Origin of the sequence: Caballeronia cordobensis (assembly GCF_001544575.2) — a bacterium.
GTDB lineage: Bacteria > Pseudomonadota > Gammaproteobacteria > Burkholderiales > Burkholderiaceae > Caballeronia > Caballeronia cordobensis.
In genome coordinates this window covers 132,307-145,627 of record NZ_FCNY02000018.1, presented here as the reverse complement: position 1 = coordinate 145,627, position 13,321 = coordinate 132,307, and the positions used below count along the sequence as shown (strand labels likewise).

At 65.8% G+C, this 13,321-nt stretch carries 11 protein-coding genes; 8 read left to right on the top strand and 3 right to left on the bottom strand.

All coding sequences use genetic code 11. The annotated features are described in order from the left end of the window. Nucleotides 1–124 precede the first annotated feature (124 nt). The 3 genes from AWB70_RS28805 to AWB70_RS28795 form a co-directional block, all read right to left on the bottom strand. Complete coding sequence (locus AWB70_RS28805) at nucleotides 125–958, bottom strand: undecaprenyl-diphosphate phosphatase (protein WP_014190767.1); 834 nt, start codon at nucleotides 956–958, stop codon at nucleotides 125–127. 63 nt (nucleotides 959–1,021) lie between these two features. After that, the gene (locus AWB70_RS28800) at nucleotides 1,022–1,615 is read right to left on the bottom strand and encodes a DUF1439 domain-containing protein (RefSeq protein ID WP_014190766.1); all 594 of its coding nucleotides are present in this window, start codon (nucleotides 1,613–1,615) and stop codon (nucleotides 1,022–1,024) included. Nucleotides 1,616–1,685: 70 nt separating this feature from the next. After that, entirely contained in the window at nucleotides 1,686–1,973 is a 288-nt protein-coding gene (locus tag AWB70_RS28795; RefSeq protein ID WP_053567702.1) for a YkgJ family cysteine cluster protein, read from the bottom strand. A 147-nt stretch (nucleotides 1,974–2,120) separates the two neighbouring features. Between AWB70_RS28795 and hemN the strand changes: the two genes are divergently transcribed. From hemN to AWB70_RS28755, 8 genes are all read left to right on the top strand, one after another. Continuing rightward, entirely contained in the window at nucleotides 2,121–3,503 is a 1,383-nt protein-coding gene (gene hemN / locus AWB70_RS28790; protein WP_053567701.1) for an oxygen-independent coproporphyrinogen III oxidase, read from the top strand. Between the two features lie 149 nt (nucleotides 3,504–3,652). After that, entirely contained in the window at nucleotides 3,653–5,038 is a 1,386-nt protein-coding gene (locus AWB70_RS28785; protein WP_053567700.1) for an amidase, read from the top strand. Between the two features lie 130 nt (nucleotides 5,039–5,168). Beyond that, nucleotides 5,169–5,687 carry a disulfide bond formation protein B gene (locus tag AWB70_RS28780; protein WP_014190762.1) on the top strand — a complete coding sequence of 173 codons (519 nt, stop codon included), beginning with the start codon at nucleotides 5,169–5,171 and terminating at the stop codon, nucleotides 5,685–5,687. Between the two features lie 273 nt (nucleotides 5,688–5,960). After that, nucleotides 5,961–7,445, top strand: coding sequence for a xanthine dehydrogenase small subunit (gene xdhA / locus AWB70_RS28775; protein ID WP_053567699.1), 1,485 nt, complete (start codon nucleotides 5,961–5,963; stop codon nucleotides 7,443–7,445). Then, nucleotides 7,442–9,796, top strand: coding sequence for a xanthine dehydrogenase molybdopterin binding subunit (xdhB, locus tag AWB70_RS28770; RefSeq protein ID WP_053567698.1), 2,355 nt, complete (start codon nucleotides 7,442–7,444; stop codon nucleotides 9,794–9,796). Before xdhA ends, xdhB begins: the two co-directional genes overlap by 4 nt. A gap of 44 nt (nucleotides 9,797–9,840) precedes the next feature. Then, nucleotides 9,841–10,851 carry a xanthine dehydrogenase accessory protein XdhC gene (gene xdhC / locus AWB70_RS28765; protein ID WP_014190759.1) on the top strand — a complete coding sequence of 337 codons (1,011 nt, stop codon included), beginning with the start codon at nucleotides 9,841–9,843 and terminating at the stop codon, nucleotides 10,849–10,851. A gap of 43 nt (nucleotides 10,852–10,894) precedes the next feature. Then, entirely contained in the window at nucleotides 10,895–11,917 is a 1,023-nt protein-coding gene (locus AWB70_RS28760; RefSeq protein ID WP_053567697.1) for an adenosine deaminase, read from the top strand. 10 nt (nucleotides 11,918–11,927) lie between these two features. Beyond that, nucleotides 11,928–13,298 (top strand): NCS2 family permease, encoded by a 1,371-nt coding sequence (locus AWB70_RS28755; RefSeq protein ID WP_053567696.1) that lies wholly within the window; start codon nucleotides 11,928–11,930, stop codon nucleotides 13,296–13,298. The last annotated feature ends 23 nt before the right edge of the window (nucleotides 13,299–13,321 follow it).

The window sequence follows — 13,321 nt, the reverse complement described above, 5'->3', positions numbered from 1 at the left end:
CCGGTGAGCGCTCAAATCGCCTTCGGGTGAAAAAGAAAACCCCACGTTGAGAAAACGTGGGGTTGGTCAGCAGTCTGACGCCACGGCAAGCCGTGGCGTTTTTCTTGTGGCGCGCAGCGGGAAATCAGTCGGCCCAGCTCAAGCCGCCGCTATACCCGACGATCAAAATCAGCAAGCCGAAGCCGATGCGATACCACGCGAACGCCGTGAAATCGTGCGACGCGACGTAGCGCAGCAGCCAGCGCACGCAGACGAAGGCGCTGATGAACGCCGCGATCAGTCCGATGGCGAAGAGGCCGAGATCGTCCACGGTCAGCGTGCGCCAGTACTTCGCCATTTCGTAGATCGTCGCGCCGAAGATGATCGGAATGGCGAGGAAGAACGAAAACTCGGTGGCGACGCGCCGCTCCAGCCCGAACAGCATCCCGCCGATGATCGTCGCGCCCGAGCGCGACGTGCCGGGAATCAGCGCGAAACATTGCGCGAGACCGACCTTGAAGGCGTCGCCGTAGGTCAGGTCGTCGACGGAATGCACGCGTGTCAGCGCGCCGCGTTCGCGCTGGCGCGCTTCCGCCCACAGAATCACGATGCCGCCGATGATCAGCGCCACCGACACCGGCACCGGCGAAAACAGCACCGACTTGATGTGCTTCTCGAACAGCAGGCCGAGCACGATGGCGGGAATGGTCGCGATGATCACATTGATCGTGAAGCGCCGTGCGTCGGCGCGCACCGGCAGGCCCGTCACCACCGAGCCGATTTTCGCGCGGTATTCCCAGCAGATCGCCAGAATCGCGCCGAATTGAATGACGACGTCGAAGGTTTTCGACTGTGCGTCGGTGAAGTTCAGCAAGCTGCCCGCCACGATCAGGTGCCCCGTGCTGGAGACCGGCAGGAATTCGGTCAAGCCCTCGACGACGCCGAGAATCAGCGCCTTCACCATCAATATCCAGTCCATCCGTCAGCCCTTGTTCGCTGTTATCGCCGTTGGTTGTCAAACATGCCGCGCAGAGTTTTCGACTCACTTCTCGACGATCTGCACACGTATGCCGTTTGTAAGGACTGTGATTGTACCGGGTTCGTAAGACACGCCGGCGAACTGGAGTTCTTCGGGCTTGAAGGTGTGAATCGGATAACGGTCGAGCAATTGCGCCGCGAGTTGCGCGCCGACCGACGCAATCTGTTGGTTGTACTGCGCGGCGTCACCGTTGAACTGCGCGGCGTCAACAGTCGGCGACATGAGAATGACCGAACGGCTCGGTGCGTCGTAGCCGAGCTGCGTCGAGAGCGTGAACACGCCCGTCACGGGATTCGGCATGAAAGGGGTCGCGAGGCGCGCATCGACGCGCACCGTCACGCGATTGCGATCCGGTGCCATGCCGGCGACGGGATTGCTCAGGACCACGTCGAAAATCTGCGATGCGGTGCGCTGCAGCGGAAACTTGCGCGCGACCGCGTCCTGAACCTGCTGCGTGGAAAATGTGTAGTGATCCGGAATGAACGGGAATATCGAGTTCGAAGCGGCTCTTGCCTTCGCTGCGAAAGTGAGTGCGGGCAGCGACATCAGCGTGGCCAGCACGAACCGGCGCCGCAGCGGCGCGACGGGTTCCGTCATGCGTGATCCTCCAGTGCTTTTTCTTCACATCTGCGCCGTGCGGCGCGGTCCGGGCTTGGACTGCGGCGCGTCACGACAGTTGCGTCGGCAGCGTCTCACGCTCCAGCCGCTCGATCCACTTCAGCGCATGTTCCCGCGTCTCGCCGCACATCTCGTTCGATGGCTGCAATCCGCCGCAGCAGGCCGGCCTGCGCGGATCGCCGAAGATCTTGCAGCGCAGGTCGCTATCCAGTTGCACGCAACGCTCGCCCGCGCGCTTTCCATGCGGCATGCCCGGAATCGGACTCGAAATGGAAGGCGCGATGCAGCACGCGCCGCAACCTTCGCGGCAGGCATGAGGCGAAGAAACGATCGGCATGACGATACGGGAACGACGAGATCAAACCGGCATTGTCCCACGCCTTCACATTGCGCTTCGTCAATCAATGACGTCGGGCTGCGACCTTATCACGCAACGCCCACACCCGGCCGCCGATTACACTCGGACGATTCCCAGAGGTTCGTCATGTCTCCCGCCGCCCCGCTCTTTCGCCCCGACCTGCTCGCGCGCTACGATGCGCACGGCCCGCGCTACACGTCCTACCCTACCGCTGTCCAGTTCGCCGAATCGTTCGATCCCGCGCATTACCGCGAAGCCGCGCAGCGCGGTCCGGCGAACGCCGACCTCTCGCTGTATTTCCACATTCCGTTCTGCGACACCGTCTGCTTCTACTGCGGCTGCAACAAGGTCGCGACGAAAAACCGCGCGCATGCGCGCCCGTATCTCGATCGCATGAAGCGCGAGCTGGCGCTGCAGGCCGCGCTCTTCGACGCATCGCGCCCGGTCACGCAGCTTCACTGGGGCGGCGGCACGCCGACGTTCCTCTCGCACGACGAGATGGCCGAGCTGATGTCCGCCACGCGCGAACACTTCGCGCTCGTCGACGACACGCGCGCCGAATATTCGATCGAAGTCGATCCGCGCGAGGCATCGGCGGACACGATCGCGCTCCTGCGTGAACTCGGCTTCAACCGCCTGAGCCTCGGCGTGCAGGACTTCGACGAACGCGTGCAGCGTGCCGTGAACCGCATCCAGCCGAGAGAAATGACCGAAACCGTGCTGAACGCCGCGCGCGAGCACGGTTTTCAGTCGGTGAGCGTCGATCTGATCTACGGCTTGCCGCATCAGACCGTCGAGCGCTTTTCGCGCACGCTCGACGCGATCATCGAACTGAGGCCGGATCGCGTTTCAGTATTCGGCTACGCGCACATGCCCACGCTTTTCAAGATGCAGCGTCAGATCGACGAGAGCGCGTTGCCCTCGCCCGCCGTGCGCCTCGCGATTCTGGAACGCGTGATCGCGCGCATGAGCGAGGCGGGCTATGTGTATATCGGCATGGACCATTTCGCGCTGCCCGGCGACGAACTCGCGCGCGCGCTCGAAGCCGGCACGCTCCAGCGCAACTTCCAGGGCTACAGCACGCATGCGGACTGCGATCTGATCGGCATCGGCGCGTCGTCGATCGGCAAGATCGGCGATGTCTACGCGCAGAACGCCCGCGAGCTGGCCGATTACGCGAGCGCGATCGACGCGGGCCAACTCGCCATCGCGCGCGGCGTGCGCCTGTCCGCCGACGACACCTTGCGCCGCGACGTCATCATGCGCCTCATGTGCGGCGGCGAGCTGCGTTTCGACGATATCGCCGCGACTCACGGCATCGACTTTCCCGCGACCTTCGCCGTCGAGCTCGCGCGCCTCGCGCCGATGGCCGGCGACGGGCTCATCGACCTGTCGCGCGATGCGATCCGCGTGCTGCCCGCCGGACGCATGCTGGTGCGCAACGTCGCGTCGGTGTTCGACCGCTATCTCGGGCAAGCCAGCCTGCGGCGTTTCTCGCGCACCATCTGAGCCGCTCGCCGCACGCGTCGGTGGCTTAGAATGTCAGCCACCTTGGGCGGCCCGGCTTCGCGTTGCGGCGCGCCCATCCTTTCACTGCCGATGCGAAGCGCCGGGCACGCCCGGCCTTCTCGCAGACGGCGACGCCACTGCCCGACGCCATGCCGACCACTTCGCCGCAGTTCGCTCCACTCGCTCAACTCGCCGCCGATCTGCGCGCCGGCCGCACGACGAGCCGCGCGCTCGTCGAGGCCGCGCTCGAACGCATCGCCGATCCGGCGGGCCAGGGCTCGACCGTTTTCCTCCAGGTCGACGCCGACCACGCCCGCGCCGCCGCCGATGCGCACGATGCGCTCCTGCGCGCCGGCACGGTGCTCTCGCCGCTCGCGGGCATTCCGGTATCGATCAAGGATCTCTTCGACATCGAAGGCCAGGTGACGCGCGCCGGCTCCAGGGCGCTTGCCGATGCCCCGCCCGCCCGTGCCGACGCCGTGACCGTCGCGCGCCTGCGTCGCGCGGGCGCGGTGATCGTCGGGCGCACCAACATGAGCGAATTCGCGTTCTCGGGCCTCGGCCTCAACCCGCATTACGGCACGCCGCGCTCGCCGTGGCGCGCCGACCCGGCGGACGACGCCGACGCGCGCATTGCGGGCGGATCGTCCTCGGGCGCGGCGGCGTCGGTCGCCGACGGCATGGCGGCGGTCGCGCTCGGCACCGATACCGGCGGCTCCATCCGCATTCCGGCCGCGCTGTGCGGGCTCACCGGCTTCAAGCCGACCGCGAGCCGCATTCCGAAGCAAGGCGGCGTGCCGCTTTCGAAGACGCTCGATTCGTTCGGGCCGATCGGCGTATCGGTCGCGTGCTGCGCGCTCGTCGACCGCATTCTCGGCGGACGCGATCCCGGCGTGCCCGCCACGCGCCCGCTAGACGGCGTGCGCCTCGGCGTGCTGACGAACTACGTGACCGAAGGCGTCGAAACGCCCGTCGCGACCGCGGTGGCCGCCGCCGTGAACCATCTCGCCGCGGCGGGCGCGCTCGTGGAAGACGTGCGCTTCGCGCCGCTCGACCGGCTGCCGGAGATCAATCGCTACCCGCTCGTCGCGATCGAAGCGTATGCGTGGCATCGCAAGCTGATGGCCGAGCGCGGCGGCGACTACGATCCGCGCGTGCTCGCGCGCCTCATGCGTGCCGAAGCGGCCAGCGCCGCCGACTACATCGACCTGTGCGAGGCGCGCGCCGCGATGATCGAGGAAGCCCGCACGACGCTCTGGCAACGTTTCGACGCGATCGTCTGCCCGACAGTTCCGGTGCTGCCGCCGCGCATCGCCGATCTGGCCTCCGACGACGACGCCTTCACGCGCGTCAACGCGCTGATCCTGCGCAATCCGACCGCCTTCAACTTCCTCGACGCCTGCGCGCTGTCGCTGCCCTGCCATCCGCGCGGCGCGGCGCCCGTGGGCCTGATGCTCGCGGGCGCGCCGCATTCGGACGATGCGCTGCTCTCGATCGGCCGCGCCGTCGAAGCCGTGCTGGCGACCACACGTTGAACGCGCGGCGATGCGGCTCTTTTTGCGCATCCGGCGTTCGCGCTAGAATTCCTCGCGATACTCACGCAACTCAGGTGCTTCCTTCTCGAATCGTTGCGAAATAATGAACAACTCTTTACATCACTTCACGATGCATCAGGACGACCGGGTGATGCGCCGCGAGCGACGCCTGCTCGTGCTGCTCGGTTTCGTCAGTCTCGGTCTCGTCGGCGGCGCGCTGTATCTGCAGTTCTTCCATAACGAAGATCCCTGCCCGCTTTGCATCATCCAGCGCTATTTCTTCGTGCTGGTCGCGATCTTCGCGTTCCTCGGCGCGGCGTTTCGCAACTGGCGCGGCATTGCGCTGCTGGAAACGCTCGTCGCGATTTCCGCGCTCGGCGGGCTCGTCACCGCGATTCGCCATGTGTACGTGCAATCGCATCCCGGCTTCAGTTGCGGGTTCGATGCGCTTCAGCCGATCGTGGACGGTCTGCCGCCCGCCGCCTGGCTGCCGCAGGTGTTCAAGGTCGCGGGCCTGTGCGAGACGCCGTATCCGCCGATCCTTGGGCTGTCGCTGCCGCAATGGTCGCTGATCGCGTTCGCGCTCATCTTCGTGCTGGTCGCGGCCAGCCTGCGGCTCAAGCGCAAACTGCGCTCGACGGTGCGGTAATTTCTTCCGGGCGGCCCTTTCGCGCGCCGCCCGTTCTTCCCCGCTTTATCCCCTTCCGCGCGCTTTTCCTTTCGCGCATCAGCGCATCCGCATAATCTTGATACGGGCCCGCCAATCTTTTTGAGATATTGGGGTGTTAAGGTCGTGCCTGGATGGCGATCTACGTGCGCGCAGTCCGATTCGCTCAAAGGCAGCCCGAAGTTTTTCGCGGCAACCCATGAAACGAACGGAAACCGCGTAACGCGCGCCCGGTCCGCAATGTCTTTCTGAATCATGACAACGCAAACCATCCGCTTCTATCAGCGCGGCGCCGTGCGCGAGATCGGCGACGCGCCCGCCACGCGCACGGTGCTTCAGCATCTGCGCGAGACCGCGCTTTGCACCGGCACCAAGGAAGGCTGCGCCGAGGGCGATTGCGGCGCGTGCACCGTCGTGATCGGCGAACTCGACGCGCGCGGCCAGCTTGCGCTCAAAGCCGTCAACGCGTGCATCCAGTTTTTGCCGACGCTCGATTCGCGCGCGCTCTTCACTGTCGAAGACCTGCGCGGCGCAGACGGCGCGCTGCATCCGGTGCAGCAGGCGCTCGTCGAATGTCACGGTTCGCAGTGCGGTTTCTGCACGCCCGGCTTCGCGATGTCGCTGTGGGCGCTCTATCACAGCCATCCGCGCGATGCGGGGCCGCCGTCGCGCGATGACATCGCCACGGCGCTGTCGGGCAATCTGTGCCGCTGCACGGGCTATCGGCCGATCGTCGATGCGGGGCAGCGCATGTTCGACACCCCGCGCCCGCCTTTCGATGCCGACGCCATCGCCCGGCAACTCGCCGCGATCAAGCGCACGCAAACCTTCGAGTATCAAGCCTTCCACGCGCCCGTCACGCGCGCCGAATTCGCCCGGCTGCGCGCCGCGCATCCGAACGCGCGGCTGCTCGCGGGCAGCACGGACGTCGGCCTGTGGGTGACGAAGCAGTTCCGCGAGCTCGGCGAGATGCTCTACATCGGCAACGTCGACGAATTGAAGACGATCGGACGCGACGCCGGCACGCTGACGATCGGCGCGGCGGCATCGCTCGAAGATGCCTACGCGGCGCTCGCCGCCGACTATCCCGAACTGGCCGAACTGTGGACGCGCTTCGCCTCCCGGCCCATCCGCAACGCCGGCACGCTCGGCGGCAATGTGGCGAACGGCTCGCCCATCGGCGATTCGATGCCCGCGCTCATCGCGCTGAATGCGCAACTCGTGCTGCAAAAGGCCGATAAAACGCGCACGATGCCGCTCGACGCGTTCTATCTCGGCTATCAGAAGACCGCGCTCGACGCGGGCGAATTCGTCGCGGCGATCCGCGTGCCGCGTCCGGTCGCCGCCCTGCGCTTTCGCACCTACAAGGTGTCGAAGCGCTACGACCAGGACATTTCCGCGGTTTGCGCGGCGTTCGCGGTCAGGCTCGACGACGCCAACCGCATCACCGAGGCGCGCATCGCGTTCGGCGGCATGGCGGCGACCCCCAAACGCGCCGCGCGCGCCGAAGCCGCGCTGACCGGCAACGAATGGACCGAAGCCGCCGCGCACGCCGCGATGGCCGCGCTCGATGCCGATTTCCAGCCGCTCACCGACATGCGCGCATCGAGTGCGTACCGGACGAAGGTGGCGCGCAACGTGCTGTGGCGTTTCTATCTGGAAACGCGCCGCGACGCCCCGCTCGCGCTCGCCGAAGTCAACGCGTTCGCGTATGGCTCCCATGTGGAGGAAGCGCCATGAACAAGGCCCGCGATCCGATCCAGCTCGAAGACGCCGCCGGCGCCGCGTTGCCGCACGAATCGGCGGCCCTGCACGTGAGCGGCGAAGCGCGCTACACGGACGACATTCCCGAAGCGCGCGGCACGCTGCACGCGGCGCTTGGACTTTCGCGGCATGCGCATGCGCGCATCGTGTCGCTCGATCTGGATGCGGTGCGCGCGGCCCCCGGCGTCGTCGCGGTGCTCACGGCCGACGACATCCCCGGCGAGAACAATTGCGGCCCGGTGCTGCACGACGATCCGATCCTCGCAGCAGGCGAAGTCCAGTATCTCGGCCAGCCGGTGTTCGCCGTCATCGCAGAGACGCACGATCTGGCGCGCCGCGCCGCCGCGCTCGCGAAAAGCGAGGACGTGGTGCGCTACGAGCCGCTCGAAGCCGTCCTCACGCCGCGTGAAGCGAAGGCGCGCAATCAGTTCGTCCTGCCGCCGCTGCATCTGCGGCGCGGCGATCCGGCCGCACGCATCGCGGCGGCGCCGCATCGTCTGAAAGGCGAGTTCGAAGTCGGCGGACAGGAGCAGTTCTATCTCGAAGGACAAGTCGCGTACGCGCTGCCGCAGGAGCAGGACGGCATGCTCGTTCATAGCTCGACGCAGCATCCGAGCGAAATGCAGCAGGTCGTCGCGCATATGCTCGGCTGGCCGACGCATGCCGTGCTGTGCGAATGCCGTCGCATGGGCGGCGGCTTCGGCGGCAAGGAATCGCAATCGGCAGTGTTCGCATGCGTCGCGGCGCTTGCGGCGCATGTGCTCAAGCGCCCGGTGAAGCTGCGCGCCGACCGCGACGACGACTTCATGATCACCGGCAAGCGTCACGATGCGGTCTACGAATACGAATGCGGCTTCGACGACGACGGCCGTATCGCGGGCGCGCGGGTCGAAATCGCGTTGCGGGCGGGCTATTCGGCGGACTTGTCGGGCGCGGTCGCGACGCGCGCCGTGTGCCACTTCGACAACGCCTACTATCTGAGCGATGTCGAAATCCGTGCGCTGTGCTGCAAGACCAACACGCAGTCGAACACCGCGTTTCGCGGCTTTGGCGGCCCGCAAGGCGCGCTCGTCATGGAAGTGATGCTCGACGAAATCGCGCATCGCCTGAAGCGCGATCCGCTCGACGTGCGGCGCGCGAATTACTATGGCATCGGCGAGCGCAACGTGACGCCTTATGGCCAGCCGGTCGCGGACAATGTCATCGCGCCGTTGACCGATGCGCTGATCGCATCGAGCGAATACGCAACGCGCCGCGCGGAAGTCGCCGCGTTCAATGCGAAAAGCCGCGTCCTGAAACGCGGCATCGCGTTCACGCCGGTCAAGTTCGGCATCTCGTTCAACGTGCCGTTTCTGAATCAGGCCGGCGCGCTCGTGCATGTCTACAAGGACGGCTCGGTGCTCGTGAACCACGGCGGCACCGAGATGGGCCAGGGCCTCAACACCAAGGTCGCGCAGGTGGTCGCGAGCGTGCTCGGCATCGGCCTCGCGCACGTGCGGGTGACGGCCACGGATACGTCGAAGGTCGCCAATACATCGGCGACGGCGGCATCGACGGGAAGCGATCTGAACGGCAAGGCCGCCGAAGCCGCGGCGCTCGCGATCCGCGCGCGCCTCGCCGATCTCGCCGCCCTGCAGCTCGGCTGCAAAGCGGCCGACGTCGAATTTCATGGCGGCGGCGTCGAGGCGAACGGCGCGCGGCTGCCCTTCGATCAGCTCGCCGCCGCCGCGTATCTCGCGCGCGTGCAGTTGTGGTCCGACGGCTTTTATTCGACGCCGAAAGTCCATTGGGACGCGAAGACGCTGCAAGGCCACCCGTTCTATTACTTCGCGTATGGCGCGGCCGTGTCGGAAGTCGTCGTGGATACGCTCACGGGCGAATGGAAGCTGCTGCGCGCCGATCTGCTGCACGACGCGGGCCGCTCGATCAATCCGGCCATCGATATCGGGCAGGTGGAAGGCGGCTATATCCAGGGCATGGGCTGGCTCACGACCGAGGAGCTCTGGTGGAACCGCGACGGCCGCCTCATGACGCATGCGCCTTCGACCTACAAGATTCCGGCCGTCAACGATGCGCCCGCCGTCTTCAACGTCGCACTTTATGACAACGATAACGCCGAGCCGACGATCTTCCGTTCGAAAGCGGTTGGCGAACCGCCGCTCCTGCTGTCGTTCTCGGTGCTGCTCGCGATACGCGCGGCGATCGCCTCGGTGGCGCCGGATAACGCCGATGCGCCGAAGCTGCGCGCGCCCGCGACGCCCGAAGCGATTCTCGACGCGCTCGACGCGCTAGCCGTTCCGGCGCGGGAAGCCGCCCCGGTAAACTAGCGCCCGCGACGACCTTTCGACGATTCTTCTCTGGAGCCCCATCGATGCAAGTTTGGCTGAACGACCTGCAACACCTGCTCGCGCACGGCGACGCCGTCGTGCTCGTGACGGTCGCGCGTGTCGAAGGCTCCGCGCCGCGCGAGCCGGGCACGAAGATGATCGTCACACGCGAGGACGCGCGCTACACGATCGGCGGCGGCCATCTGGAATGGAAGGCCATCGAGACCGCACGGCAAGTGCTGAAGGACGGCATGCGCACGCAACGCATGCGCAGGCTGGAGCGTTTCGCGCTGGGCCCGAGCCTCGGCCAATGCTGCGGCGGCGCGGTCGTGCTGGCGTTCGAGCGGCTCGACGTATCGGACCTCAACTGGGTGACGACGCTCGCGAAACGCACGGCGCAGGGTTTGTCGACCGTGCGCAGCGTTTCGTTCGCGCCGCTGCCCGATGCGGTGATGCTCTCCGATCCCGAGCCGGGCGCGACCGACGCCGACTGCCTGTTGTGGGACGGCGCCGGTTTCGACGAAAGCGGCGCGCTGCTCACGGAAACCCTCGCGCCGCGCGACTTCCAGGTCGTGCTGTTCGGCGCGGGTCATGTGGGCGCGGCGCTGGTTCGCGTGCTCGCCACGCTGCCCTGTCACGTCACGTGGGTCGATTCGCGCGACGCGGCTTTCCCGCCCGCGCAGTTCGTGCCGGACAACGTGTCGATCGAGCCGAACGACGCGCCGGACGAAGCCGTCGACAACGCGCCGCCCGGCGCGTACTTCCTCGTGATGACGCACAACCACACGGTCGATCTCGCGCTGGCCGAGTGCATCCTGAAACGCGGCGATTTCGCGTTCTTCGGGATGATCGGCTCGTTCACCAAGAAGAAGCAGTTCGAGCACCGGCTCGCGGCGCGCGGCATCGACCCGGCGCGTATCGCGCGCATGGTGTGTCCGATCGGCATCGACGGCATCGTCGATAAAGCGCCCGAAGTGATCGCCGTCGCAGCGGCAGCCCAACTGCTGCAGGCGGTCGAAGCCCATGCGCTCACAAGGTCGTCGCAGACCGCTTGACCACGCTGTATCCCCTGCAATCGCCCTGATAGAAATAAGCCCCATGAATCCCACACTCGCCGACAAGATTGCGCGCGCGCCCAAAGCCGAGCTGCATATCCACATCGAAGGGTCGCTCGAACCGGAACTGATCTTCGAGCTCGCGAAACGCAATAACGTGAAGCTCGCGTACGACTCGATCGACGCGCTGCGCGCCGCTTACGCATTCACCGACCTGCAATCGTTTCTCGACATCTACTACGCGGGCGCGAGCGTGCTGCTCACCGAGCAGGACTTCTACGACATGACGATGGCCTACGTCGAGCGCGCGCTCGCGGACCACGTCGCGCACACGGAAATCTTCTTCGATCCGCAGACGCACACGGAACGCGGCGTGCCGATCGAAACGGTCGTCGCGGGCATCGACGCCGCCCTGGCCGAAGGCGAGAAGCGCGGCCTGTCGAGCAAGCTGATTCTCTGCTTCCTGCGCCATCTTTCCGAAGAAGACGCGCTCGCGACCTATGAAAGCGCACTGCCGCTCTTCGACACGTACAGCCACCGGCTGATCGGCGTCGGGCTGGATTCGTCGGAGCGCGGCCATCCGCCGTCGAAGTTCGAGCGCGTGTTCGCGAAAGCGCGCGAGCGCGGCCTGAAGCTCGTTGCGCATGCGGGCGAGGAAGGCCCGCCGTCGTATGTCTACGAAGCGCTCGATCTGTTGAAGGTGGATCGCGTCGATCACGGCGTGCGCAGCATCGAGGACGCGGCGCTCGTCGCGCGTCTTGCGGATGAACGCATCGCGCTGACCGTCTGCCCGCTGTCGAACCTCAAGCTCTGCGTGTTCGACGACATGACGAAGCACACGCTCAAGGACCTGCTCGATCAGGGCGTCGCGGTGATGATCAACTCCGACGATCCCGCCTATTTCGGCGGCTACGTCAACGCGAACTACTTCGCAATCGTCGATGCGCTGAAGCTCACGGATCACGAGGTCTACACGCTGCTCCGAAACAGCCTCGAAGCCTCGTTCGTCACCGAAGCGGAACGCGACGGCATGATCGCGCGCCTGGATCAGTACTGGAAGCAATAAAAGAAGAAAGATGGATACCACAGCAAGCACTCAACGCGATAACACCGCGCTCGAACGCTTTTTCGGCATTCGCGCGGCGGGCTCGCGCACGAAGACCGAAGTCGTCGCGGGCATCACGACCTTTCTCACGGCGATGTACATCATCGTCGTCAATCCGGGTATTCTGTCGGCGGCGGGCGTGCCCTTTCCGGCGGCGTTGACGGCGACCGTCATCGTCAGTTTTCTCGGCAGCTGCGCGATGGGCCTCTACGCGCGCAACCCGGTGCTGGTCGCGCCCGGCATGGGCATGAACGCGCTCTTCGCGTTCGTCATGGTGCACGGCGGCAAGATGCCGTGGCAGACCGCGCTCGGCTGCGTGTTCTGGTCCGGCGTGATCTTCGCGGTACTCGCGGCGTTCAACGCGCGCAAGCTCGTCGTCGATGCGATTCCGGCGAATTTGCGGCACGCGGTATCGTGCGGCATCGGCTTGTTCATCAGCCTCATCGGTCTGGTGAACGCGAAGTTCGTCGTCGGCGATCCGGTCACGGTCGTGCATTCGGCGTCGCTGAATCCGGTCGTCATCACGTTCCTCATCGGGCTTGCCGTCACGACGGTGCTCGTCGCGCGCAAGGTCACGGGCGCGCTGATGCTCGGCATCGTGTTCACGACGATCATCGCGATTCCCATCGGCCGCTTCTATGGCGACGGCACCGCCTACTGGCCCGCCGCCATCGCCACGAAAACGCTCGTCAACTGGAACGGCCTCTTCGCCTCGCCGGATTTCTCGGCGGTCATGCAGCTCGACTTCATGGGCGCGCTGAAGGTGATCTACTGGCCGTTCATCTTCGTGATGCTGTTCACGTCGTTCTTCGACGCGCTCTCCACCTTCATGGCGATTTCCGAAGCCGGCAAGCTCTACGACCGCGACGGCAATCCGCGCAACATCCGCCAGTCGATGATGGTCGATTCGTTCTCTGCCCTGATCTCCGCGCCGCTCGGCACGAGCCCGGCGAACGCGTATATCGAATCGGCGGCGGGCATTTCGGCGGGCGGGCGCACGGGACTCGTCGCGGTCGTCGCCGGATTGTGCTTTCTGCCGTTCCTGTTCCTGTCGCCGCTTCTGTCGCTCGTTCCGGCGATCGCGACGGCGCCCGCGCTCGTGCTCGTCGGCGTGTTCATGATGGAAGCGATCACGAAGATCGAATGGCATCGCTTCGACGAGGCCATTCCCGCGTTCCTCGCGATGATCCTGATTCCGCTGACCTACTCGATCACCGACGGCGTCGCGTATGGCTTTCTCGCGTTCGTCGTGCTCAAGACGGCGACGGGGCGCGCAAAGGAAATCAAGCCGGCGATGTGGATCATCGCGGCTTGCGCTTTGGTACTGCTTTCGCAGTTGTAAATTCTAGATATCGGAGACGTTGC